Source organism: Kamptonema formosum PCC 10802 (assembly GCF_000332335.1).
Lineage (GTDB): Bacteria > Cyanobacteriota > Cyanobacteriia > Cyanobacteriales > Oscillatoriaceae > Oscillatoria.
On sequence record NZ_KB235949.1, the window covers coordinates 28,145 to 52,808 of the forward strand.

Below are 24,664 nucleotides of genomic sequence, written 5' to 3' on the forward strand. Positions count from 1 at the left end.
GGAAAAGCAGGTTAAAAACCTAACAGCTAATAACACAACAGCTAACCTCAATACTTCTGTCTCGGGGAGGATTTTTCCCATCTCTTCCCTTTTTCCCCTCTCCCCCTTTTGCAGAGACGCGATTTTTCGCGTCTGCGTTAAAAGTAGGGTGCGTTCCCCCCAAGGGAACGCACCCTACAGCTGTTTTAGCTAGCATAGGAATAATAGCTATTCCACCGGCCTAGGTTAGAAGTAGCGTTCCCCCCAAGGGAACGCACCCTACAACTGCTTTCGCTAGGATAAGGATAGCACCTATCGCACCGGCCAAGCAGATGGTTCTCTCAACAGCACAGGACTTGTCCCATCCCTATCGGTTTACCTGGTTTGATTGGTTTTGCCTGTGGTATCCCCCAGCATGGCTGATTTTATTCAACCGGCACTGGCAGCACTACCACCCAAATCCAGACGGGTGGATTGGTTTGGAATACGCCCTATTTCTCCTTCCCGGCGGCTTTTACCTAGCACTGTTCAGCCGGTGGTTGCGCCTGGGGTGCCGGCTGCCCCAAACAGAAGATTGCCAAATCGAGCCGGCGTACCAGCAAGCCTTCCGAGACGAAATCCTCACCCCCATTGTAACACATTACTTTCAAGGCGAGTTAATCCAAACCGAACACATCCCCGAAACCGGCCCCCTGATTGTCATCCTCAACCATGCCGGCATGAACTTCCCTTGGGATTTCTTCGGATTAGCCTTTCTCTTAAGCCAGAAACAGCAATGGGTTGTGCAATCCCTCGCTCATACTAGCCTCTTTGACCACCCCTGGGTGAAGTGGTGGCTGCCCCCGGGTTGGTCCCAAATCCTGGGCGGAGTGCCGGCAAAAAAAGATACCTTTGAAACAGCACTTAACTCCCAAAACCAAAAAACTATTCTCCTTTACGCCCCAGAAGGCGGGCGCGGACCGGCCAAAGACTGGCGGCGGCGCTATCAACTCGCCAAGTTCGACCCGAGTTTTATTCGCCTCAGCGAGCGCTACCAAATCCCCATCCTGCCGGTCGTCTGCACCGGCAGCGAATCCCTGCACCCTCTAGCGATTAATATTCAAAAATTAGCCCGTCTGGCAAAATTGCCATTTTTCCCCATTTCCTTTTTAATGATTCCTTTTGCGCTCTTTCCCTCAATGGGAGTCTGGGCAATGAAAACCCGCCTGCGCTACTATATTCAGCCCCTCTACCGGCCTTGGGAAGATACCGGCTCTCAAACCCCTCCAGGAACAGAGCGATCAGTTACTTATCATAAAGCAGAAGCCTTGCGAGCGCAACTGCAAAACCGACTCAACCAACTCCTGACCGAAGACTAAAAGTAGAGTGCGTTCCCCAGGGGAGAACGCTACAAACTTTCCTCTTCCTTCTTGGCGTCCTTGGCGTCTTGGCGGTTCATTCTTCCTGTTAATCACCCAGAAACTAAGGGGAAACGCACCCTACCAACGAGGGTAGAGTGCGTTATCAACCCACCCTACTGTGTGACAAGTTTTGCCACCAGCAGATTAAAACTCTCGCTCGCCGTACTTTTGCCAACGCCATAACAGGCGCGCCGCCGCCACCCAATCACCGGCAAATGCCCCTCAGGAGCCTCAATACTGAATGTCAGATCGTCGTAATACTTCCAGTTGCCGGTGACGCGCCACCCCACAGTATCGCAAAAGTTTGTGTAGTCCCCACCGGCACCCTGCATGATCCGCAACTGCACGCTCAACCCAAACCGAGCGTTACTGTGCTGTTCCCAGAGCGTATCAATAGTGCGCAAATCCGTACTGGGAAAGTTTTTCATGTCCTCTACCGTCAGCCAGCCTTCCTCTTCCCGACCGGCCACTCTCAGCATTGCCCCCCAAGTCTCTTCATCCGCTTTTCGCCACTTCCCTTTTGCCAGCAGGTTCTGCAAGTGGCTGTAGTCCACCCCCACCTCAGAACTCAGATAGCCCTGGCTTTGCCCCCCACTGAGCCACTCTTCCAGCCGCCACAGGGAGTGCTGCATTTGCTCTGGGTTGAACTGTTCGAGCCGGTAGAGCACCCACTCCAGCTGAGACAGCAGGCTCGCTCTCTCCTGCGCCGCCTGCTGCAACTGCTCGTACAGCTGCGCTCTCTCCTGCGCCGCCTGCTGCAACTGCCCCTGCAATTCAAAAAGCCTCACTTCCAACCGTGACAGAGCCTCGCGAGTCCGCTCGCCCTTTTGTTTCGATTTGGCTTTCCGTGGCTTTTCGCCGGAATCGCTTTTAGACTTTTTAGACATCGTTTTGGTTCCCCACTTCTCTCTTCCAATATGCTTGTCGCCCATTCAGCCAAAGGCTTGTCCTAGCCTCGCTTTCCTCCCCACCCCCCCACCCCTTTTCTCAAACTTTAATAAAAACTTATCATTCGCTTCTTGTTTTATAGAAAAATTAAATTATTCCCTGAGCGCCCCCTTCTCAGCTTTCGTTAATTTTTTTTACATGCAGCTTGACTTGCGCGTGCTAATATGCAGATAGCCTCCCACCTACGGCTGACTCCTCTCCCTGACTGCCTGGATATAGAGGCATCCTTTCTCCTCCCACCCCAGATATAGGGGCAAGGCCCAGTTGAGCGTGAATTTCAGCGTGACGGAACAGCCAGCCGCCTGCCGGCTGCCAGCGCCGCGCATTTTCTGAGTGCTTGAAATCACAAACTGGCAGGATTTTTGTCACATTCTCTCGAAGATTCCCATCACCCAGCGCCAGCCGAAAATCATTCATATTAGTAAGAGTGAGTTGTGTAGGTGGTGGAAGATGAAACCTGAGATGTTGGCGCTGGCAGCAATACTGATGGCCTTCGGCATGGCGACCGAAGCGAAAGCGGAAAATCCGGAACACCTGAAACAGCTGCTCGAAACGATGCAATGTCAGGGGTGCGACCTCAGCGGAGCCCGGCTGGAAGGGTTTAACTTGAGTGGTGCCAACTTGAAGGGAGCCAACCTTAGGGGAACGGACCTCCAGGGAGCCAATTTGAATGAGGCCAACCTCAATAAAGCCGACCTGGTTGGCGCGTCGCTGCAGGACACGACGCTGATTGGTGCCAAACTGCACGGTGCTGTGCTCGATAATGCGGACTTGAGCGGTGCCAACCTCAGCATGGCCGGCTTGGTGATCGCCAGCCTGAAAAATGCCAACCTCAGTGAGGCCAACCTTATAGGAGCCAACCTGGAAAGTGCCGATCTCACCGGTGCCAACCTCTATAAAGCCCGCCAGTCTTTCGCCAGCAGCCGCAGTGTCGCTACGATCGGGGGCAGCCCTTACCCGATTGATGTCGCCGGCGTTAACCTGCGGGATGCGGATTTGAGTGACGCCAACCTCGCCGGTGCGAACTTCAGCGGGTCCGACTTGAGCGCCGCCAACCTCGCCGGTGCCAATTTGAACGGTTCTAACCTGGCCGGTGCCAACCTGGCCGGTGCCAATCTGGCCAATGCGGATCTCCGCAATGCCTTTCTCGAAGGCGCAAACCTTCCGGAGGGCGAGGGTAACACTCCCTCGGTGAGTTTGGTCAACAGCAACTGATTTCTAGCAGTGGGGTGCCGCTAGCACCCCACTGTTTTTTCTGCCCTGCTAGCCAATCTGCATGGGCTCACTGGCTGAGTCCTCGCCAACCCCTGAGTCAGCGGGAATATCCTCCTCTTCTGGAAGCCGGATGATGTCATCCTCTCCCAGGTACTCGCCATTCTGAATTTCAATCATCACCAGGGGAATCACTCCTGGATTTTCCACTCGGTGCGGCGTGCATTGAGGAACGTAGGTTGAACAGTTCTGCGGAACCAATAACTCCTCCTCGCCGCAGGTCACTTTGGCCGTGCCAGACACGACCACCCAGTGCTCGCTGCGGTGATAGTGTATCTGCGTGCTCATGGTGTGCCCGGGCTTGATCTCAATTTGATTGATCCGGTAGCGCGATCCTTCTTCCAAAACCCTCACTTTTCCCCAGAATCGCTCTTGCGTATTAGAACTGGTCATAGCTTCTCCCTCCAGTCAGTGCCATCTCTATTGTCAGCTGTCAGGGGTCAGGTGTTGGGGGTCAGGAGTCACGGGTCAGGGGCTGCCTGCCTGGGAGCGGGAGGAGTTAATGTTAAGTAATTAGCCGGACTTTGCAAATTATTCGTCACAGTTCAGCGCAGCCAGACCCTCATTGCTGTTCATAAACCCGGTTTCTTTAAGAAACCGGGTTTCTGTATTTTCCGTTTATTTGCGTCTTTATAGCGCTCCCGTCAGCTCACCGCCGGCTCTAGGAGCTTAACCGTACCCCGGAGGGCGTCAATTTCCACCAAAGCACCCACCGGCACCGTGAATTTATCCTTCATGTGGCCAATCATGGAACCGTACCAGGCGGGGATGCCTAAAGGTTTGATGTGTTCCGACAGCATTTGCCGGAAGCTCAGGGACTTGTCGGGCTCCTCAGGATCGCAATCCCTGCACTGGCCAAAGATAAACCCAGAAATCTGGTCCAAAATCCCCGCCAGTTTCAGGTGAGTCAGCATCCGGTCGATCCGGTAAACCTCCTCCCCAATCTCCTCGACAAACAAAATCGCCCCCTGCCAGTCTGGGAGGTAAGGCGAGCCCACCATCCCCGCCAGCACCGACAAATTTCCCCCCACCAGTCTGCCCCGCGCCCTGCCGGCAGTCAGGGTTTCCACCCGGTAGTTCAAGTCATACCAGGGATTTCGCAGCGTCACCGCTTCCCCGCTGAACAGAATCCGCTTCACCCAGTCCAGCGTAAACCGGTTCCAGCTCGATGTCCCCACCGGCCCGTGAAAAGTCACCACCCCACTCCTAGCATAAATCGCCAGCACCAGAGCCGTAATATCGCTGTAGCCCATAATAATTTTAGGCTGCCGGCGTATCAAATCGTAATCCAGCCTCTGTAAAATCCGGCTGCTGCCCCAACCCCCGCGCATCGCAATCAGCGATCGCACCGATGAATCCGCGAACATACTATTGATATCGGCAGCGCGGTCAGCATCTCGTCCCCCCAGATAGCCGTACCTGTCGCGCACATGCGCTGCTAGCTTTACATTTAATCCCAATTGTGCTAATTCTTTTTTGGCAATATCCACATCTTCCGGGTCAAGGAAACTGGCGGGATTAACCAAACCCACCGTATCCCCCACTCTCAAGCGGGGTGGCTTCAAAATCGGGGTTGGAGATTGGCTGTCTCGGGCGAATGCCGGCACCTGAGTGGCCAGCAAAGACAGCCCAAAAGTTCTCAGAAAGGAGCGGCGATTAGCTCTCATACTAGACCCGTTCGTAGTTGGGCTTTAGCCCAAAGGTTCGTAGTTGGGCTTTAGCCCAAAGTTTGTAGTTGGGCTTTAGCCCAAAGTTTGTAGTTGGGCTTTAGCCCAAAGTTTGTAGTTGGGCTTTAGCCCAACCGGCGCACCCAATGACTAGCCGATCCGCCGTCAATTAACCGGCTTACTGCGACTGGTCTGTTTTGGCGTTTTCCTCAGACTGCAAATATATTACCTTGTCGCTGCCTGCCGGTGGCTGGGACATAGCAGCTTTTTTGCGATTCCTTCTTTTCCGCCCAATTCTGTTCAGCTTCAACAAAATTTTTGCCATTCTATGCATCCGATGCTTGCCGCGCCTTTCCGGAAAGCCGTCACGCTCCAGCCATTCCCCAGTCATACCCGGTTTAAAATTCAGACGGCTGCCATCTTGCAGGGCATATTTATTGAGATCCTTTTCCGTCAGGGCTCGTCTCCCTACCAAGCTCATCTCTCCCATCAAGACGTTCCAGAACTCGGGCAATTGCTCCAGTCCCGTCTTCCGCAAAAAACGCCCAACCCGAGTCAGCTTCGCTTCGCCTTCGCTCTCAACCAACTTATCAATCACCCGGGAAGATACGGGCTTTGCCAACGTTCTCGCACCGGCTGCCGTCGCGCGAAATTTCCACAGGCGGAAGCGCTTCCCCATCAACCCACAGCGAACCTGACTCAATAAAATTGGCCCCGGGCTCTCTAGCTTAATGGCGATACTGATGGGAATAAACACAATCGCTGTAATCGCCAGACCAATACAGCCCCCTAAAATGTCAGTGATACGCCCTGTGCGATTCGGGGCAGCAGAATGCAATGGCCGTGTGGGAGGCAGGGTTAGGCTGGGCGTGCGAACTGTTTCCGTGGCCGTTTCGATGGTTAACACATTATCCAGCTCAGCTTTCGATAAAATCAGCCTGACTTCAGGCCCCACACTCCAGAACACGAGCTGCCGGCCTAGAGAACGAGCGATGTTGTGGATATCAACCAAAGTTTCCAAAGCCAGGCTATCAATGAACTTCGTTTTGCTCATATCCAGGACAATTTTTCGCACCTCTTTTGGGAATCCCTGCTGGAAATGTTTTTTGAATTCCCGGAAGGCCCGCTGGGTAAAAGCTGGAGGCGTGAGCAGGATCAAAGTATCTTTGAAAGTCACCATAGTCTGCGGCTTGCATTCTAAAGCAAGAGCTTCCCTTGATGGGGTCACCGGCTCCTCCCCAATATATTGAGCTTTCGGATAGAGACTGGCTATTTGTTTCCCTTGGACAATGAGTTGATCGATCCCCGATAAAGCTTGCAATATCCGAGCCGACAGACTCAGCTGCTTTAACCGAGTTTTGGATTCTACAAAGATCACCTGGCTGCCACAGAAGAATTTGGCGATCAGCAAGAAAGGAACTGCCACACCGGCACCCGTAGAAAGCACTAAATCCGGTTTTTCCAGACTGAGTATAACTTTGAACGCCAGCAGGAGGTTCCTGATTAAGTTAGGGATATTGCGATTGGTCGGACTGTAAGCCCAGTACACGCGCCCCTTTTCCGCTTGCAGCTCTGATGCTGTGGTGCCTGTCTTGAAAGTCACCCAGCAAACCTTTTCAAATTGACTCCAAAACCCTTTCAGCTGCCGCATCGCTTTATAGTGGCCACCTGAAGAGCAAACCAGCATCAGTTTTTTGTATTCCTGCCTGTCATAGCGCTGCTTCAGCGCCTGACAAATTTTGCTTTCATTGTTATTCTGAATCAGCCGGCAAGGAACCGGTGCGGCCAGAAATCTGGCCAAATCCCCAACTGACCAAGCCACCGGCACGCCTTGCTGTTCTAAGGCTTCCGCCATCTCTATTTGATGGTCGTCAACATGCTCGCCAAACCGCCGGGTGCGCGGCACTAATATAAAAGGTTTCCCCAAGGATTCCAGCAGCATTGCTGTCCCTTCCCCACAGTGGGCGACAATAACTCGCGCCTCTTCCACTACAGCTTGGAAGACGGACTCCGGCAGGCACTGGTATACTTTGGCTCCATCCGGAATTTTTGTGGATGAGCCATACTGCACAATCACTTCTTCCTTTCTGTCGATTATCCCGTAGCGGATTAAGACATCCACCCAATCCATTAAGGCATTAAAGGGATATTGCTCGGTTCCTACTGTTACTAAAATCATACCTGCACCATTTACTCGGCAGCGACAGTTCGCTTCTTCCAGTTATTAATCCCACTTGCTTGACCGAAATACTGCTAGTTCCTATTTTTTAAATTTTTCTTAAGCCTGCGCTCTGCTGGCTGCCTTAACGCTAGCTGGCTGAACGCTGACAAGCCCTCACCACCTCCCTCTACTCTGGTTGCCGTCATTTTAGCCCTGAAGAGTTCTGCTTAACTTCAAAATTAATAATTCTTAACTTCCATTTAACCTGTCCGCACACCACCGGCCCGTATGGCAGGCTAAAGAAGCCTCTTTTTTTGGACAGACCCGCTCAAAGCTTCGCAGCTTCTCCCCTAGACTTGCCAGTCAACCCCGGAGAGAGTTTTTAATGAAGTTTTATCCCCAGCTTAGCCATAGGTAACCTAGAGAATTTACGGTATAGCCCCTCTCAACTGTTAAGAAAAGTTTCTGAGCATCCGTAGATTTACTGTTAGATTCACCGGCTCAGGTTTTGCCACCGCACACCCTGGAGACCGGCGGTCTTCGATAGAGGATAGGTATTTTAACCATGATAGATCGGCACCGGGCTGAACCGCTTGTGCCAGAAAAAATCTTTTTTTAGCACAAACTGCCACCGGCGCGTCAAATAGGTGTTCCTCCCTAAAGACCAATGGCGTGAAGGACAGACCAGTCAAGGGTATCCCGATTGCGGAGCTTTAATTCCGTCAGCAGCTTTTTGTCAAAAATACCAAATCCACCCTGGTACTCCCAGAGCGCATAGCCAATTTGGGAGCGAGAAAGCAAATTGGCCACATCCCTGTGCCAGTTGAGGCGGTCTGCCGCCGGCCCAACCTTCTTGTAGACGCCAAACTCGCCGCAGTACACCGGCACCCGGTACTGCTGGCGGAACTTCAACACCGGCTCCAAGTCGCGGGCGATATGGTCGCTATTGTACTTTTCATACTGGTACCAGTCAAGCCACTTTTGCGCCGGCGCAGCGGGAATCGACTGTCTGGCTAACCGGAACCGCGCCGCGTCGTAGGGGTAAGGGATATCCCTGACCTTTTCCAATCCCGAAATCCAGTCCGCTCCTTGGTGAGTGAACGTTTTGTGTTCGTAGAAGTGGAACGTGTAAATGACATTGCCATCCCCCACCGGCTTCATATCGGCAAAACTTTGTGGATTGCTCCACCCGTGCGCCCCAACAATAATCGTGTGACGCCGGTCAGCGTCCCGAATGCGGCGGATCAGGGCATTGCAGATTTCTTGCCAAGCCGCCCCATCTTTGAGCTGGGGTTCATTGAGCAGTTCATAGAAAATCTTTCCCCCCCGATCGCTGTAGCGCTTGGCGATCTCCCCCCAGAGTGTCTCCAGCCGGCTCACCGCTGCCGGTTCTATGACATCGTTTGGCGACGGTGCCGGGTGGAGGTCAATAATAATCGCCAAATCGTGCCGGTCAGCCCAGTCCAGCGCCCTGTCCAGATACTGAAAATTTTCAGGGCGAATCCTGTAGGGTTCTGTCTTTTCCTGCAACAGGTCCGGATCGACCGGCAGGCGCACGTGAGTCATCCCAATCGAGCGGACGAGAGCAAAATCATCTTCTACAATCGAGCTGTTTATCTCTTCTGGAGTCAGTGACGCCTGAGCCAGCCAGTGGCTCAAGTTAACCCCCTTAGCCAGGAGCTGAACCTCCTGATCCAGCAGCCGGTCGGCAACTGCCGGTCCGCGCCAAAAAGGAACCGCGACCAGTAAAATAGCTATCACAGCCACCCGTATAAATTTGCTACGACCAACCTGCATCATATTGATTTTGGATTTTGGATTTTGGATTTTGGATTTTGGATTTTGGATTTTGGATTGGGCATGGGGCATGGGGCATGGGGCATGGGGCAGTGGGCGATGGGGCATTGGGTCACTTATCACTTACGTCCTGAAACCTAACCCCGTGCCCCCGTGCCCCCTAACCCTGTACCTCCTAACCCTTACTGCCTTTATAGATAATGCGTTCTTGGGATTTTACCACCTGACGCATCCCGCGCGCCTCCAGCCGGTCATAGAGTTTGCGCGGCAAAATAGCCAGCACATAAGCCGCGATCCAAGTCAGAATCGTCCGCCGGGGTTCTTGGACAATGATGCGGGGATCGGTGAGCAGGGCTTCGTGCAGCAGCTGGATGGCCATTTTCGCATCCCGGATCTGGACGGCTCGGCGCGACAGGTAGCGCAATTGATAGGCTCGCGCCAACTTCCCCCACTTGTCAACAATATCTGGCGCGTAGGAGCGAGTTTTCTCAATCGCCTGCTCCCAGGAGGCTAGCTGTTTTAGCACGCTCGCAGAAAGCCCGCCGGTGTTCACCCGGTACAGAGTCAGCGGCTCTGGAATGCCTTCAATTTCCCAATCGGTTTTAATCGAGATGCGAATCCAGCACTCAATATCTTCTGACTGGCGGAAGCGGTCATCAAAGTAGAAATCTTCTACAGTTCCGTGGATATTATCCTGAAACCGAATCGCTTCCAGCACTTCTCGGCGGATCACCGGCGCGGAGCCATTGCCAATCGGATTGCGGCACAGCAGGTGAGGCGTGGTAATGCCGGTGAGTTTCGGCATCTGATAGTAGTTTAAAGGGTTGCCCTCACCGTCAATGAAAGCTGACCGGCTGAAGCTGACCCCAACTTGCGGGCGACTGTCCAGGTGCTGGACGTGTCTCTCCAGCTTCTCTGGCAGCCAAAGGTCATCGGAATCGAGAAATGCCAGATAATCGCCTGTGGCGTGGCGGATGCCGGTGTTCCTGGCACCGGCCAGCCCTCGATTTTTCTGGCTGATAATTTTAATCCGGGAGTCTTGGAATTGCCGGCAAATTTCCACACTCCTGTCTGGAGATTCGTCGTCAACAACGATCAGCTCAAAATGCGGGTAGGTCTGTTCCAGTACAGATTGAATCGTCTGGGCGACGTATTTCTCTACGCTGTAGACGGGAACAATAACTGATACTTTTTTCATGGTACTTTAGAAAAACTAGGCAACAAACTTATTTGTTGAGTCGCGGCGGACTGACCAATAATTCAGCAGCGTCAGAATCCGGAATAAAGAATAAGGTGAGTTGCCGTGACTCATCCCCTTCGAGTTGAGTACGGCTGGCTTTGACCACTCGGCAAGGGGCACGCTCCAAGGATCGCTCCCCCAAAGATCGCACATCAGCTGCCGGTCAGCAACCGGCGCGCTCTCCCACATTTCTCGCAAAGTGGTGCTGTGAGTCACATACCAGCCCAGGTTTGGCCAAGACCCATCGGTAGCCGGCCCTTGATGCTGCGCCACCGGCACTGGTTTCAGACGCCGCAGCACCCAGTCTTTGGCAAAAATCAGGAGTTTTTTGGCTTTGGAAGAACCGGGCCGCCAGCCCCGGTTAGCATCAACCACGTTTGTACCACAAATGCGAGCAACTGTCAACTCCCACAAAGTGCCGTTCAATTTCCACCGCGCCGGTATGCGGCTGTAGCACTCAGCGATGGCGCGGTCAGCGATGAAGGAATCGTAAGGAAAAAGGCGAAACATTACTGGCCCGGAACTGGCGGCGTGATAGCAGCCGGGCCGGTTTTGCTTGTCTTCAAATTTGAGGTGGTCTTGATTCGATTTGAGATGATACGGTGTGTCCCCAAACCATTCCTTGATGCGGCGCTCCATCTCCGGGCCAAATTTTGGGGGTGCCGGTCGCTGCGGATGTTCATATCCAAAGCTATCCTGCCGATCGCTTTCCAGCTGAAAAAAAGGCAGGTTGCGACCCAAGAATTGCTGGTAACTTTTTTCTAAATTGTCTCCTTTGAACAAATTGTCCACCGGGCAGGCTGTCAGCACTGTGCGAGCGCCCAGCTGTTGGAGCAGGTCGCGGGTTCCCAGAAAATGATTGTCTTCTGCTGACCACATCGCCCCGGACAGGCGCACCCCAGAGCGCATCCAGCGCGGGTAATAGTCGTCGTCTCTGGCAAAGCCAATGTATCTCACACCGGCTGTCTCGCACAGTTGCTTGGCTAAAGCCGCTTCTTTATTGGGAACGTCATAGAGGTTGACGCCATATACGCACGACCGGTCAGCTGCAGAAAAAAGGACAGCTCGCGAATCCATGCCGCCGCTGGTGTAGCTGACAGCCGGACCGAGACGGGGGAGGGTGCGGATTTTAATCGCATTCTTTACAGCTTCCGAAAGTTGCTCTGCAGCCGTTTTCAAGTTGGGGAAAAAGCCCTCTTGAAAGGGCTGCCAGTAGGCCCGCTGCCGGCAGGTTGATTCCGCCAGGTCCCAGCACCAGTGGCTGGCAGCACCGGCATGTTTAATTTCGCTGTAGTAGGTGTGCGGTGGGGTGGCTTGCCACTCCCGCAAAAACTCCGCCATTGAGACATAATCGGGCGTGGTTTCTACCTCTGGGTCGTCTGCTATCGCATCGGGAAATGATGAGATCGCACACCCTTCTATGGCTTGGGGGCGGTAGAGGAACACCGGATAAAAACCAAAATGATCTGTCAGCAGGTGCAGCTGCTGCGAGCGCGGGTCCCAAATCAGGAGTGCCGCCGAACCGTTGTGCCGCTCAATGGCGCTGATCCCTCCAGAGAGGTATTTATCCAGGAGGAGCCGATTGCTCAAACCGCCGGTGTATTCCTTCATTTTCTCGGCTCTTTGCCAGTCAGGCTCATCCCACGCCACCCGCCCTGCCGTCACCACCCGCACGCCGGTTTGCGCGTGGTGTGCCGGTGCGAACAGCTCGGGCGGGTCATGGCTGACCCAAGCAATCCCTAACCCAGGCTCCTCAATGATTGAGGCGTGTTCGCCAGGGAAAAAAGTGAGCCGCTGCGCCGCTGCGAAGATGCGGCGGGTATTCGTGTTGCCAATCGTTACATACAGTCCTGCCATTATGCCGCTCCCGTCAGGTTAGTTGTTTTTGTAACCAGATATCGCGTCACCCACAAGGTATACAGGGGGAGTGCAACTGCGTGGGCGAGGAAAACCGCCGCAGCCACGCCCAGAATATTCCAGTTCGCCCCTATCAGTAAGGCTGCAGAAAAAATCACTGTGAACGCTAAATTCCAGCGCAGGTCCCAGTCGGGTTTATCTATTGCCCACAACCCCTGGGATGCTGCATTGGCGAAAGGCCGGGGTATTGCCGACAGGCAAATTAATATCAAAATAGGAATGGCGGGAATCCATTTCTGGCCAAAAACAATGGGCACGTACCAGGGGGCTAAGCAAGATTGCAGGAGAACCACTGGCAGGATCAGGAGAGCGATGTTTTTTAAGCTGCTTATATAGGTTTTCCTGAATTCCTCTGGCTCCGACCGGCTCGCGCACAGGTGGGGGAATAAGGCCGAGTCTATCGCGTTGATAACGCTCAGGCTAATCCCCAATCCGGCGTTAAAGGCAAAGTAATACACTCCTAGCGCCTCAATCCCCAGGAAGCGTCCCGCAATTAAGTAGTCTATGTTTTGCCTTAAGGTTTGCAGGAGTTCAATGCCCAGAATACTGCGACTGAAGCGGAAAATTTCTCCCGCCCGAGATAACCTAAACTTCTTAGGCCAGCGCCATTTATAGTGGATGCAGTGGACAGTCACCCAGACAGGAGCGACTAGCACTTTCGGCAAGACAATCGCCCACATCCCCAACCCCAAAAAAGCCAGAATAACGGTTAAAACGTTGTCGGATGACACTTGCAGTGCGTTAGCGAGCGCCGTTACCTGCAAGCGATTTTCCCGCTGAACTAGGGCGGCTTGAATGGCCCCCAGGGGAATCATTAAATAAACGAGAGCGATTGTGCAGATTGGCCAAATGACTTGGCTGTCTTTGTAGAACCACCCGACGGCTAAAGCGACAAGGCACTGAATAGCAAACAGGGAGCCACAGATCAGCCAAGTTAGCCAATAAGCAGTCTGGCAAAGCTCCTCTAAATCCTCCTCATCCGCTTGAACTAGCTTATCCCAGATGCCATTGCGAGTGAAAACACTGACAAATTCATTGGTTGTCAGGACAACCGCAGCCAAGCCATAATCGTAAGGCGTGAGCAAGCGGGCCAGAACCACCGTGGCGGCCAATCGGGAAATCCGGATGAAAACTTCTGCCGCCCCCATCCAGCCAACGTTGCGGACAAACCGATTGGATAGCTTTTGATTTAAAAAATCAATCAGTCTTGTAAGATTTCCCAAATTAAGCTCTCCCACTGAATAACATAGTTTTTCCATGCGTCCCTGACTGATTCGCGACCCCGCTGCCCCCAGTCTTTCAGCGCTGACTCGGGGAGAGAGCAGAGTTTTTCGAGCGCGCCGGCTAGAGATTCAGGCTCGTCTGGTGTTACTAGAATACCGCAATCACTGAGCTGTTCAATCAAGCCATCCACACGGCTGGCAATCACCGGCTTGCCTGCCGCTTTCGCTTCCAGACACACATTCCCCCAAGGCTCCCACCGCGAGGGAATCACCACCGCATCGCAAGCGTTTAAAAAAGCCGCGACATCACGGACGGTTCCGAGAAACTTAATATTTTCTTGTCCCCGGGCCAATTCTTGCAAAGCCGCTTCATCTGGCCCATACCCTCCCAGGTAAAGTCGCACATTTGCCTGAGGGATCAGCCGCATGGCCTGGATTAAAACATCAAATCCCTTCTGCCGGGAAAAGCGTCCGTAGGCTCCCAAGATTAGGGGCGACTTCACCGGCTTAGGGGGAAGCGCTAGGAGCTCTTCTATCTTTGTACTCTGTTGAATGACTCTCAGTTTAGACGGTTTAACCAGCCTGTTTTCTGCCATCCACTGCGCCTGAGCGTGAGAAACGGCCACCACCCGATCGGCCAAACCGTAGGCCAATTTCAGCATCAGGCGAAATCGGGAGGGCCTGGCAACATTGTAAGTTTCAAATCCCTGGCAGTATTGGTGGTCGTGAATAATTAATTTGCTCCGGCTCTTCAAAAAAATTAGCTCCACCATTTTTAGCCACGCCGAGCTCTCATGAAAAATGATTAAATCGGGAGCGTATTCATTTATAAATGCCCAAGAATAGATCTCCCATTCAATCACTTTGTAGTGCTCTCTCAGCGATTCATTCAGAAAATCTAAAACCTTATTAACTCCTCCCAGCCTCCTGTCGTTTATTAAGTGTAAAATTCTGGCCCTCATCCCCATACCCCCCAATAAAATACAGGTCCGTCTCATACCAAGTTGGGATAGATAGTATTTTCCCCTCGGGGTGAAAAGGCTTTATTGCCGCCTTTTTCAGTCCAAAATCTAAAATCCCAAATCCCAAATTGGTATAAATCCTTACCTTTCAGGCTGAAAAAATTCCCAAACCCTACTGGCCCGTCCCAACCCCTACATTTCAGGCTGTAAAAATTTCACAAATACATAACGGCTGGCCCAAACGGTAAACAGAGGCAGTAAAATCACGTGAGTTAAGAAAACCGACGCCGCCACCCCAGTCGCGTCCCACTGAACGCCAACCAGCAGTCCGCCGGTGAACAGGGCTGTAAAGATCATATTCCAGCGCAAGTCCACGTCAGGTTTGTCCACGGCCAGCAACAGCTGAGACGCCGCATCAGCAAAAGGACGGGGAATTGCCGACAGGCAAATCAAGACCAGGATGGGAATCGCACCCACCCATTTTTGCCCAAAAACAACCGGCACATAGAAAGGCGCTAGACTCGATTGTAACAGCACCAGGGGTACAATGATGGTGGTAATCGTTTTCAGGCTGCTGAAATAGCGAGCCTTGAACTTGGACACTTCTGACCGGACCGCACAGAGGTGGGGGAGCAATGCTGAATTGATGCCGTTGATAATGCTGATGCTAATCCCCAACCCGGCATTGAAGGCAAAGTAGTACAGCCCCAGAGCCTGAATTCCCAAAAAACGGCCTATAATTAAATAATCTAGGTTATTTCGGAGAGTCTTTAGCAACTCAACTCCCAGAACGTTCCGGCCAAAGATGAAAATTTCCCTCCAGTACTGGGTGGTAAATCCTGAGGTGCGCCGCCAGGGGTGATTGGTATAGTTGATCGCCACCCAAATCGGCCCAACTAAAACTTTCGGCAGGACAATAGCCCACATCCCCATGCCCAAAAGAGCAAAAATTAAGGTCAGTACATTATCTGCAGAAATTTGCAGCGTACTGGCGAAGGCTTGGATTTTCAGCCGGTTGTCTCGACGAATCAGAGCCGACTGCACCGCCGCTATGGGGATCATTAAATACACTAAGCCGGTGACGCATATCGGTAAAATCAGCTGGCTGTCATGGTACAGCCAGGCTATCGGGAAGGCCACCGCACACTGAATGACAAATAAACTGGAAAGAACCACCCAGTTTAACCAGTAGGCTGCATTGCACAGGGTTTCTAAATTTTCATCGCCGGCCTGAATCAGTTTGGCCCCAATGCCGTTGCGGGAAAACACCCGCGTGAACTCATTCGTTGTCAGCACCACAGCGGCCAAGCCGTAGTCGTAGGGGGTCAGCAAGCGGGCTAAAACCACCGTTGTGACCAGCCGGAATATCCGGATAATCAACTCTGACCCACTGAGCCAGCCGATATTGCGAATAAACGGATTGCTCAGCTTCTTTTTGAGAAAATCCAGTGACATTGGGGTTCCTTTTCCTATCGCAAGCAAGCAAAGAGAGTGCGACCGTAGCGATCTGCGAACGGGGGGACACTGTCCGAGTCTGTCCCCAGCCGGCAGATTTTCGTGAAGCTAGTCTTGTCTCGCAGCCACTCCTCGATGCGGTCAGCGTCCCAACCGGCCAGGGAGTCGCGAAACGGGGCTTCGTGGCCCTGCCCCATCTCCAAAAACAGGACGCTGCCGGTGATCTCGTCGAGAAACCGCAGCATTTCCTCCGCCGAGATGCTGCCCTCACCCAAAAGGAAGCGGTGCAGCAGGCCCAGGCAGGTGGTGACATCGTAGCGTTCTGGATGGCTTTCCAGGAAGCTAACTGCTTCAGATCGAATCAGTTGAGCCGGTGCCAGACCGTAGGCCACCTTGCCGGCCTCAATGCATGCCCAGTCCAGATCCACCCCCCGGGCCTCAAACCCCAGCTGGCTGAATGCCCGCACGAACCAGCCGTAACCGCAGGGGATATCCAAGTACGTCCGGCACTGGGGCGGCATCAGGCTGTGCGTTTCCAGAAACCGCTGCATCATCTCAAACCGGTCGGTGCAGCGGCGCATCACCACCCATTTTTTTCCCAGTTCGGGACTGGAAATCGGCTGGTACAGCATTAGCTCGCCCCGCAGCCAGCCAACTTCTAGCAACCGCTCTTGCAGCGGCGTCAGGCTGGCCGGGCCGAGGGGGCGCACCGGGTAGGTTTTCTCGCCGCGCACATAAGCGAGGGCCAGCCGGTGGTTGCCATCCATGACCTCGTAACAGTTTGAGTGCTGGATGGGGTGCACGCAAACCTGTGAGCTCGTTGAGGAAAAGTAAGCAGAGTAGGCCGAGGGAAGCGGGGTCGAGTCTCGGGGGGTTTCGTTGCCCAACCGGCTGACGAACCGGCGGGCCACTTGCTCGACTTGCTCGGGGCGGGTGCAGCTGAAGTAGTGGCCTGTCACGTTGATGCACTCAGCTGCATTGGCAAAATAAGCCGTTTCCTGGAATACCTCCGGGCGGAAAATCTCGTCCCCGATTTGCTGGTACTGTTCCAGCAACTGGACGTGAGGCGACTGGGAAAAGGGGGTGGAGGGCCGGCGGCAGTTGCCGGTGTGGCGTGCGTACTGGGCCGCCGACAGCCAGTCCTCCCCACCGCAGAGCAAGCGGTCGAAGGGAACGCGCTTGGTGTTCAGCTTCCGCCAAGTCTGGCGCACAATGTTCAGTATCTGATTAGTTGGCGATATCGGCATTTTTCCTTTAAAGTTACCGCAGCAAACCCCGAGAGGGGATTTTTTCTCTAAAGGCCACGCCCATGATCACTAGGGCCGGCCAAAAGAGATAGGCTAGTATCTCTAAGTTTTCCCCAAACGTGTACAGAAATAGAATCAGCACCATACTCAACCCCACCCGAGCCACGGCACTGTTCTGGGCCTTGACCAGCAAGTCGGCAAAACTCCACAGCATCGGCACGGCGAGGGCCAGCAGCCCGACGATGCCTTTCACGAACAGCAGGCCATACCAGCTGTGGTGAGAGCCGATGGGCATGAATTCCACTAAGTGCGGCCCTTTTTCGACAACGCCGTGCCCCCATACCGGCGCTTCGCTCTCCCACCGGGCTACGGCGATTTTCCCCAGCTCGCCCCGCACCCGCGACGAAGCGGCGCGAGCACTTTTGAATTTGTCCCAGAAAACGGAGATCCCGTCCAGAATCGCGGGAGCGGCAAACCCGGCAAAAGTCGAGCCCAACCCCATGAGGATCAGCAGCACTGGCTGGCTTAAATTGCTTAATAAGGACGTCACGCAGGCCACCACCGGCAGGCACAGCAGCGCCAGCCTCGATTTCGACATCAGGCACATGAGAATGCTGCCGGCAATCCCGAACCAGCGCCATTTTTTCTCTTTTTCCTGGAGCGCGAAGAAAAAATAAATGTTGGCCACAAACCCCACTGCCGGTGCCCAAGGCGTGAACAGCCGCCACCGGGGTGCGCCAGAGTCTGGTTCGAGCTCGTAAAGATTAAAGGAAAAAAACTCGTCTCCCGGTCCGCCCACTAGTCTTAGCGGCGAGACGTAGAGCATTGGCGGCAGGTGCAGCTTCTGGGCCAGGATAAAGATGGGCGCGAGCAGCACGGTGTGGTAGCAGACGATACAGGCGGCGCGATAGATCAGCTGGGGGCGAACTGGCAAGCAGCCAATCAGGGGAAAGATTGCCATCAGCGCCCAGCCTTTGGCCCAGCCTATCGAGGATTTGATGGTTGCCGGCAAGCCCAAGTTGTAATCGAGGTGGCCCATGACCAGCGCCAGTTCCATCACCAGCATGGCGATCGCCCACACCCACACTCCTAAAGGAATCGAGATCCGCTCCTCCTCCGGGGTTCGGTCGGTTTGCTCCCACAGCTTTTTGCCCAGGTAAAACAGCAAAATCCAAGCGATGACAGGAGCGACTACATACAGCCCCCCGATCGCGTAGAACCCGTAGGTGCCTACCATAGAGTGCCAGATCAGTTTTTCTGGGAAATTTCTTGGTGATATCGTCGCTCGCGCATCCACAACAAAATCAGCCCCGCTGTTACAAACAGTGTTCCTAAAGACGCCCCCGCTAACACCAGCAGTGTCTTGAGATTATTCGGTTTCTCCGGCGGTACGGGTTTCTTGAGCAGCTGCACCAGCGGATACGCCGCGTAAATGTCGGATTTCCCGACATCTTGCTGGGCCATTGTAGAGCGGAAAACCGTTTCTGCCGCTTGCAGCTGGCTTTGCAAATCCTCTAACTTCGCCGCTTCCTCTATTTTTTGCGGCTGCTTGCTCTCCAGCTGCGCAATCTTCCGCCCCAGCTCCTCCGCTTGACCGGTCAGACCTTCTAGCTGCGCCCGCACGGAAATCAGCTCTTGAAACAAGTCCGCCCGTTTGTTGCTGACATCGCTCAGCATTAAAGGCTGCAGCTCTTGCTCGGACAGCTCTCGCCCCACTAACAGGCGAATGCGCTGCATTAATGCCTGACGAGCCGCTTCTTGTTTGGCTTGCTCGTCAACGACTCCGGGATGGGTTGGCGACCATTTGGACAGGTACGCTTTCAGGAGGGCGCTCGATTCAGCATAGTTTTTCAGGTATTGCTGAAAGACTGTATCAGCTTGCAGGACAAGGGCATCCGCAGCTTGCTGCGGTGTCAGCCCCAGACTTGCTGACATCTGCGCTTGCTTGCGATTTAATTGCTCTTGCTCCGCCTGCACCTCTATTTGCTGTTTCCGCAATTGCTCGATGTTGAGCGAGATTTCTCTAAACTGGTCTATAGATGCCAAGCCGGTGCGGGATTGATAAGCCAGCAACTCCTGCTGCGCCTTTTGCAGCTTATCTCTAGCTCTTTCGATGGTATCTCGAACTCCCTGCTGTCGCTGCCGAGCTTCCTCCGCCCTCAGTTCTGCGAGTCGCTGTTGGAAGGCTTCGTAGAGCGCCAGCGATTTCTTTGTCGAGCCTTCAGCACTCTTGGCGCTCACGCTAATATTCATCACAGCAGTTTGAGGGACGAGCTTGATTTTCGGCTCGCCTAAATCTTTAACCTCTATCCCCAGCTTTTGCGCCGCCGCTTCCAGGACGGGATCGCTTTCTAAGATCGCCTGGTAATTGGCTCTCGGATCTAGAGATAAACTGGAGTAGGGAGAATCGCTCGAGGAAGATGCCTGTCCGATGTTATTTATGGAAACGTTTGATTTTACCCCGGTTTCCGGCAAAATCAAAGACCACTCACAGATGTAACTGGGAGGCGCTACTTTCAAATACGTTACCACTACCCCCCAGAGCAGGGCGTTTGCTCCCACCCCCGAAACTGTATAGCGCACCCAGCTCCAGCGCCCGGTTTTCACTTTTCCTGTTTCAGGTTCTTCTATAGAGTCCAACCAATTAGATTTTTCAACGCTCTTCGTCATTACAAGACCTTCAGTGGGAGGCAAAAGGCACAGTTCAACAATCTTTAAGAGTTCTATTTTGCTGTGAGATTTCGGAGGCTAGTTTATCACTGTAGCGCAGTACAGGGCCATACTTCTCTCCTCTCACTCTGAACATCTTTAACGCACCGCACTTAGAATAAATTAAAATGATCCAAACCACCTCTCTTTTGAGAAACTAATTTTTACTCGCCCTGATTCGCGGCTGGTTGTGGGAACTCCCTCTCACTCCTTCAAGTCTAACCCCTCTTGTCTGCCCTCCCTCCTGGCTGCAAGCTTTCTTAATACTTTTAAAGAAACTATTAAAGTAAAAGACTTGACCGAGAGAATCTCTGGCTGTATTTTATGAAAACCTGCCGGCTGACTCAACGAGAACAAAGGTAAAATTCCAAGCTTACTCCTCTCCCAAGCCTCCTGACGAGATACCATTTAAACCCTTCAGGCCAAAAAGGGGCTCCCCATCGCCCTGAAGATTTGCAGCGGGAACTCACTTGAGCGAGTGTTTCCCCTCACACACTGTTCGCAATCCCACCAGTCCCAGTCGGACTGCTGACGAGCTGCTGGCATCACCCCAAGCTCCTTCTCCGTCACAGCACCCTGCCGACTCGTGAGCGCCACTGATCGCCCTGCGGCGTCCCCCAGACAAGTCGGTCACAAGACGGTTGCCAAACACCCCTCACTGAGAAAAGTTCTGAACGCCCACTTTAGGGAATTTTTTTGTTCAATACGCAAGTATAGCACGAAATATTCTGTTTCTCTGTTTTTTAGAACTTTTCTTAATTTGAAGTTCTGCCGGCACTCCGGCTTCCCAGTGGCTTCACGCCCAGTTTCCGGCTGAAGGCCCTGATTGGGGATCGCACCGGCATTTCTGCAATCTTAACTCCTGCAGCGAGTCCCTGGCACCCGCCGGTGGCAGCGGCAAGGGAGCTGCCGGTTGAGTCCAGCGGCGAAAGCCACTCCTATTGAGCCTCGCTCTTGCCGGTTCCCGTAGCGAGAGGAGAAAAGGTCTTGGTGGCGGGGCTGTACTCCCAGGCGATTCCCGCCGGATCTTTGCTGCGACTCCATTCGGGGAATTCCGCCTGGGTTTTCCGCTTGCTGACTGTGTTGGCGTGGACATTGAACCGGCGAGCCAATTCAGCCTGGTTGAGGGGCGATGGCAAACAGAACGGATTGGCCACCGGCTCCAATGGCTGAGTTTCTTTCTGCGCATTTTCAGCCGGCAGTGCCGCTTGCGGGCGGACAGCCATCCCTGGCAGCTCAGCGCCACTCCCGCTCTCCCGAGCCGCCACTTCAATGGCCGCTGGCATGCTTTCGAGCTGTTTGGCCGGTTCTTTGCGTTCGCCAGCAGGGGTTGTTTCAAAGCAATACATCACTCCCCCTTTCTCAGACACGTCAAACTGGGCCGAGAATTCTACCGCCCGCTCCTCCAGATACTGTCGGGCTTCCTCTCCAGAGAGATTCGCTTTGATGGCAAAGTCCAGCGCCGTAATCCGCCCGCCATTGTCCTGAATCAGCCGGTAAAAGATCGTATTCAGGTGCGCCTGTTTTTTCTTCTGCTGCTGGTAGCGCTTCCACCCCCACGCCAAACCGAGCACCACAGCCACAGGGGCAGCGATGCGACTGGCACCGACGAGCGCCACCATCCCCAGGGCCACCGGCAGGACGATAGGTACATATCCCCAGAGGCCGCTATTTCCGTCAAAGCTGCTCTTAGCCATTCTCAATTCCTTTTCACCGCTGTCTGTGCTACGGGAGCATCCCCGTTGTGCAAATCTGCCCAAATGAATGCGACAATGATTTCAGCAGGGGGTAGGAGCGGATGATTTTTTGCCAGCTGAATCCCGGAAACGGGATTGAAACCTGCGGAAAGCGCCATCACCGCTCTTGGCCGGCCCCTAGTGCCGGGGCCAAAAGCCAAACGCCACAAAGCACAAACACTATCCCTCTAATTTTAAAGTGTTCTGCCCTCCAGGTAGACCGGCTCGCCCCGCCCGCAGCCATTGGCAACCCCCAGCGCCCCCCGATTAAACTTTTTTTGCGAAAAAGTTGACAGTTGCCAACTTTATATTTATAATCATGAAACTCTTAAGACAATGGGCCATCGTCCGAAAACAGCCCTCAGAAGGCGAGAGCCGCCACAGGAATAGCTGCGGGCGAGAGTTGCAAATGGGCAATTTGGGCCCCTTTATTAGGGTGAGGAGAGCAAGACTCGCACTCGCTGCGGTCACGTTCGCGCCCGTAATGGTGGCTCCAAAGTTTTCCACTGTCCCAATTGCGGGTTTACGCTATATCGGGACTGGAATGGGGGTTTCGGGATCTTCCTGAAAGCTTTGCGGGATAACGCCTCTATCGTCTTTGATGGCGATAGCGATCTCGTTGCATTGTCCCGGAATTGCCGGACAAATGTCGCGTAAATGTATCAGAAAAGCTAAAAATGGCAAAAATTTTGTGGGCTGGCACCGGCGTCAGCCTTGGTGTGCTAGCCGCAACGCTAGCTTTCGCATCGAGTGCTAGTGCCGGTGTCACACCGGCACTAGCCGGCAGCACTGACAGCTTGGCTGAGGTGCCGGCAGGACCGAGCGATTTAGAACAGAGTCTCGCATCGGGTGCGCAGGCACCTGTGACACCGGCACCCGCCGGCTCGACGGACATTACGGCTCAGGTGCCGGTACAGCCAATAGGTTCTCAACAGAGTGTCGGAGCGGGTGCTTTCGCCGCAGTCACACCGGCACCCGCAGGTCCTGCGGACAGCATCGCTCAGGTGCCGGCACAGCCAATAGGTTCTCAACAGAGTGTAGGAGCGGGTGCGCAGGCACCTGTGACACCGGCACCCGCAGGTCCTGCGGACACCATCGCTCAGGTGCCGGCACAGCCGGGCGGTTCAGAAAATCAAACCGCCAGCGACCAAGGGATGGGCCAAGTCACCTCCGTGTCCCAGCTGTCGGACGTCCAACCCACAGACTGGGCCTTCCAAGCCTTGCAGAACCTAGTGGAGCGCTATGGCTGCATCGCAGGCTACCCAGACGGGACATTCCGGGGCAACCGGGCCATGACCCGCTATGAATTCGCTGCCGGTTTAAATGCCTGTCTGGAAAGAATCGTTCAGCTGATTGGGCGCACCGACACGTCCAACCTGGTCACCAAACAAGACTTAGCAGCGCTGCAGCGCCTGACAGAAGAATTTCAGGCAGAACTGGCCACCCTGCGCGGTCGCGTCGATGCCCTGGAAGCTCGCACCACCGAACTGGAAGCCAATCAATTTTCCACCACCACCAAGCTAAATGGTGAAGTCATCTTTGCCGCTGCAGACGGCATCGGTAAGGGTTCGAGCAGTGTGCCTTTTGTGGGATACCGGACTCGGCTTAACTTTGACACCAGCTTCACCGGCGAGGATTTGCTCAGGACGCGACTGCAAGTGGTGGGGATGAATGGATTTTACCCCAATTCCAACCCCTCACCCGAGGGCGAGTTGCGATACAGTGCCGGTGCTTTCGGCACAGGAAGCAATCAAGTCGGCTTAGATGCGCTCCTGTACAGCTTCCCCCTGGGCAAAAAGACAACTGTTATCGTGGAAGCCAATGCCGGTGCGGCGGATGACTTTACCAACACCGTCAACCCTTTCATTGATGGTGACGGCGGTAGCGGTGCCGTTTCCAACTTTGGGACTCGCAACCCAATTTACTACCTTCTAGGCGGTGCCGGTCTCGGTCTCAGACACCAGTTTAGCGACCGGCTGGAACTCAGCTTGGGCTATTTAGCCACAAATGCCTCCAATCCGGCAAAAGGCAGCGGCCTTTTCGACGGGCCCTACGGTGCGCTGGCCCAGCTAACCTTCAAGCCCAGCGAGCGCTTCACCCTAGGACTGACCTACGTCAACTCCTACAACACCGAATCGCTCACCGGCAGCCGGCGGGCCAATCTGCGTTCGATTCTCAATAACGAAGCTGGTTTGGATCTGCCGGTTTCCAGCAACTCCTTCGGGGCGGAAGTGTCGTGGCAACTGAGCAAGCGGTTTGTCCTGGGCGGTTGGGTTGGCTACACCAAGACCAACGTCCTGTCCACACTGAGCGGGCTTGTTGACCGGGGATCTCTGGAAACCTGGAACGGGGCTGTGACCCTGGCGTTCCCCGATTTGGGCAAAAAAGGCAACGTAGGGGGTATCATCGTTGGCATAGAGCCCAAGGTAGGCAGTTCCAGCGTCAGTACGGCGGTGCCCGGACTCTCCGATCTGTTTGGGGAGGACAAGGACACATCCGTGCACGCGGAAGCGTTCTACCAGTATCAGGTGACGGATAACATTGCCATCACCCCCGGTGTCATCTGGATTACGGCACCGGATCACAACAGCAATAACGATGATGTTGTGATTGGCACACTGCGCACCACCTTTACATTCTAAGTGGGGCGAACAAAACCAAAACTAGGGTGCGTTATAGCAGCAGTCATATTGGTTAGAACAATAGAAGCTTCGGGAGCTCTGGAGCAAGGGAGGCTGGAATGTAGCTTTCCTAAATGCTTACTGCTATATAGACGTAGGGCAGGCGTCCCGCCCCCCCTGAAGGTCTAATGTTCTAATCTAAGTGGCTACTGCTATACCGGACGGTGGGAGCGCACCCTAAATGATTTGTGAGAGCCCTCTCACTTTTCTTACCTTGGCGCTCCTTCACGGGAGCGGAGAATTATAAAAATAACTTTTCCAGATCAATTA

At 53.9% G+C, this 24,664-nt stretch carries 19 protein-coding genes and 1 pseudogene; 4 read left to right on the top strand and 16 right to left on the bottom strand.

Going from position 1 to position 24,664, the window contains the following annotated elements:
• Nucleotides 1-311 precede the first annotated feature (311 nt).
• Nucleotides 312-1,337 (top strand): 1-acyl-sn-glycerol-3-phosphate acyltransferase, encoded by a 1,026-nt coding sequence (locus OSC10802_RS0130735; RefSeq protein ID WP_017720603.1) that lies wholly within the window; start codon nucleotides 312-314, stop codon nucleotides 1,335-1,337.
• A 155-nt stretch (nucleotides 1,338-1,492) separates the two neighbouring features.
• On the opposite strand, the gene OSC10802_RS42635 is transcribed toward OSC10802_RS0130735, so the two are convergent.
• Both OSC10802_RS42635 and OSC10802_RS51615 read right to left on the bottom strand, forming a co-directional pair.
• Nucleotides 1,493-2,266: a GUN4 domain-containing protein gene (locus OSC10802_RS42635; RefSeq protein ID WP_044172199.1), complete on the bottom strand. Its 774-nt coding sequence runs from the start codon at nucleotides 2,264-2,266 to the stop codon at nucleotides 1,493-1,495.
• Between the two features lie 220 nt (nucleotides 2,267-2,486).
• Nucleotides 2,487-2,744 (bottom strand): hypothetical protein, encoded by a 258-nt coding sequence (locus OSC10802_RS51615; protein ID WP_017720605.1) that lies wholly within the window; start codon nucleotides 2,742-2,744, stop codon nucleotides 2,487-2,489.
• Nucleotides 2,745-2,777: 33 nt separating this feature from the next.
• Here OSC10802_RS51615 and OSC10802_RS42640 point away from each other — a divergent pair, with 33 nt between their 5' ends.
• Complete coding sequence (locus OSC10802_RS42640; RefSeq protein WP_044172111.1) at nucleotides 2,778-3,542, top strand: pentapeptide repeat-containing protein; 765 nt, start codon at nucleotides 2,778-2,780, stop codon at nucleotides 3,540-3,542.
• 48 nt (nucleotides 3,543-3,590) lie between these two features.
• On the opposite strand, the gene OSC10802_RS0130755 is transcribed toward OSC10802_RS42640, so the two are convergent.
• The 14 genes from OSC10802_RS0130755 to OSC10802_RS42660 all read right to left on the bottom strand — a co-directional run bounded on the left by OSC10802_RS0130755 (nucleotide 3,591) and on the right by OSC10802_RS42660 (nucleotide 21,674).
• Nucleotides 3,591-3,992 (bottom strand): phosphomannose isomerase type II C-terminal cupin domain, encoded by a 402-nt coding sequence (locus tag OSC10802_RS0130755; protein WP_017720607.1) that lies wholly within the window; start codon nucleotides 3,990-3,992, stop codon nucleotides 3,591-3,593.
• A 251-nt stretch (nucleotides 3,993-4,243) separates the two neighbouring features.
• Entirely contained in the window at nucleotides 4,244-5,266 is a 1,023-nt protein-coding gene (locus OSC10802_RS0130760; protein ID WP_017720608.1) for a S66 peptidase family protein, read from the bottom strand.
• A gap of 178 nt (nucleotides 5,267-5,444) precedes the next feature.
• The gene (locus tag OSC10802_RS45020; RefSeq protein ID WP_017720609.1) at nucleotides 5,445-7,445 is read right to left on the bottom strand and encodes a sugar transferase; all 2,001 of its coding nucleotides are present in this window, start codon (nucleotides 7,443-7,445) and stop codon (nucleotides 5,445-5,447) included.
• A 639-nt stretch (nucleotides 7,446-8,084) separates the two neighbouring features.
• On the bottom strand, nucleotides 8,085-9,188 hold the full coding sequence (locus OSC10802_RS0130770) for a glycoside hydrolase family 5 protein (RefSeq protein ID WP_232731858.1): 1,104 nt from the start codon (nucleotides 9,186-9,188) through the stop codon (nucleotides 8,085-8,087).
• 211 nt (nucleotides 9,189-9,399) lie between these two features.
• Nucleotides 9,400-10,422, bottom strand: a complete 1,023-nt coding sequence (locus OSC10802_RS0130775; protein WP_017720611.1) for a glycosyltransferase family 2 protein — start codon at nucleotides 10,420-10,422, stop codon at nucleotides 9,400-9,402.
• Nucleotides 10,423-10,437: 15 nt separating this feature from the next.
• Nucleotides 10,438-12,321 (bottom strand): asparagine synthetase B family protein, encoded by a 1,884-nt coding sequence (locus OSC10802_RS0130780; RefSeq protein ID WP_017720612.1) that lies wholly within the window; start codon nucleotides 12,319-12,321, stop codon nucleotides 10,438-10,440.
• Nucleotides 12,321-13,604 carry a lipopolysaccharide biosynthesis protein gene (locus OSC10802_RS0130785; protein WP_232731859.1) on the bottom strand — a complete coding sequence of 428 codons (1,284 nt, stop codon included), beginning with the start codon at nucleotides 13,602-13,604 and terminating at the stop codon, nucleotides 12,321-12,323. Before OSC10802_RS0130785 ends, OSC10802_RS0130780 begins: the two co-directional genes overlap by 1 nt.
• Complete coding sequence (locus tag OSC10802_RS0130790) at nucleotides 13,583-14,602, bottom strand: glycosyltransferase family 4 protein (protein ID WP_052334367.1); 1,020 nt, start codon at nucleotides 14,600-14,602, stop codon at nucleotides 13,583-13,585. Before OSC10802_RS0130790 ends, OSC10802_RS0130785 begins: the two co-directional genes overlap by 22 nt.
• 156 nt (nucleotides 14,603-14,758) lie before the next feature.
• Nucleotides 14,759-16,021, bottom strand: coding sequence for a lipopolysaccharide biosynthesis protein (locus tag OSC10802_RS0130795; protein WP_017720615.1), 1,263 nt, complete (start codon nucleotides 16,019-16,021; stop codon nucleotides 14,759-14,761).
• A 14-nt stretch (nucleotides 16,022-16,035) separates the two neighbouring features.
• Nucleotides 16,036-17,268, bottom strand: coding sequence for a class I SAM-dependent methyltransferase (locus OSC10802_RS42650; protein WP_044172115.1), 1,233 nt, complete (start codon nucleotides 17,266-17,268; stop codon nucleotides 16,036-16,038).
• 13 nt (nucleotides 17,269-17,281) lie between these two features.
• A complete protein-coding gene (locus OSC10802_RS0130805) occupies nucleotides 17,282-18,505 on the bottom strand; it encodes an O-antigen ligase family protein (RefSeq protein WP_017720617.1) in 1,224 nt (407 codons plus the stop codon).
• Nucleotides 18,506-18,516: 11 nt separating this feature from the next.
• Complete coding sequence (locus OSC10802_RS42655) at nucleotides 18,517-19,938, bottom strand: GumC family protein (protein WP_017720618.1); 1,422 nt, start codon at nucleotides 19,936-19,938, stop codon at nucleotides 18,517-18,519.
• Between the two features lie 505 nt (nucleotides 19,939-20,443).
• Nucleotides 20,444-20,611 (bottom strand): hypothetical protein, encoded by a 168-nt coding sequence (locus tag OSC10802_RS51620; RefSeq protein WP_155968905.1) that lies wholly within the window; start codon nucleotides 20,609-20,611, stop codon nucleotides 20,444-20,446.
• A 304-nt stretch (nucleotides 20,612-20,915) separates the two neighbouring features.
• The gene (locus OSC10802_RS42660; RefSeq protein ID WP_017720619.1) at nucleotides 20,916-21,674 is read right to left on the bottom strand and encodes a hypothetical protein; all 759 of its coding nucleotides are present in this window, start codon (nucleotides 21,672-21,674) and stop codon (nucleotides 20,916-20,918) included.
• A 483-nt stretch (nucleotides 21,675-22,157) separates the two neighbouring features.
• Here OSC10802_RS42660 and OSC10802_RS46865 point away from each other — a divergent pair.
• Together OSC10802_RS46865 and OSC10802_RS0130830 are read left to right on the top strand one after the other, a co-directional pair.
• Nucleotides 22,158-22,370 (top strand): annotated as a pseudogene (locus tag OSC10802_RS46865) (zinc ribbon domain-containing protein); the annotation flags it as partial.
• A 20-nt stretch (nucleotides 22,371-22,390) separates the two neighbouring features.
• A complete protein-coding gene (locus tag OSC10802_RS0130830; RefSeq protein WP_017720621.1) occupies nucleotides 22,391-24,355 on the top strand; it encodes an iron uptake porin in 1,965 nt (654 codons plus the stop codon).
• The last annotated feature ends 309 nt before the right edge of the window (nucleotides 24,356-24,664 follow it).

What these genes read in the sequence shown, in the direction of transcription:
- OSC10802_RS0130775 (WP_017720611.1), bottom strand. Translation starts at nt 10,422, where the DNA reads ATGAAAAAAGTATCAGTTATTGTTCCCGTCTACAGCGTAGAGAAATAC.
- OSC10802_RS42650 (WP_044172115.1), bottom strand. Translation starts at nt 17,268, where the DNA reads ATGCCGATATCGCCAACTAATCAGATACTGAACATTGTGCGCCAGACT.
- OSC10802_RS0130830 (WP_017720621.1), top strand. Translation starts at nt 22,391, where the DNA reads ATGGCAAAAATTTTGTGGGCTGGCACCGGCGTCAGCCTTGGTGTGCTA.
- OSC10802_RS42655 (WP_017720618.1), bottom strand. Translation starts at nt 19,938, where the DNA reads ATGACGAAGAGCGTTGAAAAATCTAATTGGTTGGACTCTATAGAAGAA.
- OSC10802_RS42640 (WP_044172111.1), top strand. Translation starts at nt 2,778, where the DNA reads ATGAAACCTGAGATGTTGGCGCTGGCAGCAATACTGATGGCCTTCGGC.
- OSC10802_RS51615 (WP_017720605.1), bottom strand. Translation starts at nt 2,744, where the DNA reads ATGAATGATTTTCGGCTGGCGCTGGGTGATGGGAATCTTCGAGAGAAT.
- OSC10802_RS0130805 (WP_017720617.1), bottom strand. Translation starts at nt 18,505, where the DNA reads ATGGTAGGCACCTACGGGTTCTACGCGATCGGGGGGCTGTATGTAGTC.
- OSC10802_RS0130780 (WP_017720612.1), bottom strand. Translation starts at nt 12,321, where the DNA reads ATGGCAGGACTGTATGTAACGATTGGCAACACGAATACCCGCCGCATC.
- OSC10802_RS0130790 (WP_052334367.1), bottom strand. Translation starts at nt 14,602, where the DNA reads ATGAGACGGACCTGTATTTTATTGGGGGGTATGGGGATGAGGGCCAGA.
- OSC10802_RS45020 (WP_017720609.1), bottom strand. Translation starts at nt 7,445, where the DNA reads ATGATTTTAGTAACAGTAGGAACCGAGCAATATCCCTTTAATGCCTTA.
- OSC10802_RS0130755 (WP_017720607.1), bottom strand. Translation starts at nt 3,992, where the DNA reads ATGACCAGTTCTAATACGCAAGAGCGATTCTGGGGAAAAGTGAGGGTT.
- OSC10802_RS42660 (WP_017720619.1), bottom strand. Translation starts at nt 21,674, where the DNA reads ATGGCTAAGAGCAGCTTTGACGGAAATAGCGGCCTCTGGGGATATGTA.
- OSC10802_RS42635 (WP_044172199.1), bottom strand. Translation starts at nt 2,266, where the DNA reads ATGTCTAAAAAGTCTAAAAGCGATTCCGGCGAAAAGCCACGGAAAGCC.
- OSC10802_RS0130795 (WP_017720615.1), bottom strand. Translation starts at nt 16,021, where the DNA reads ATGTCACTGGATTTTCTCAAAAAGAAGCTGAGCAATCCGTTTATTCGC.
- OSC10802_RS0130760 (WP_017720608.1), bottom strand. Translation starts at nt 5,266, where the DNA reads ATGAGAGCTAATCGCCGCTCCTTTCTGAGAACTTTTGGGCTGTCTTTG.
- OSC10802_RS0130735 (WP_017720603.1), top strand. Translation starts at nt 312, where the DNA reads ATGGTTCTCTCAACAGCACAGGACTTGTCCCATCCCTATCGGTTTACC.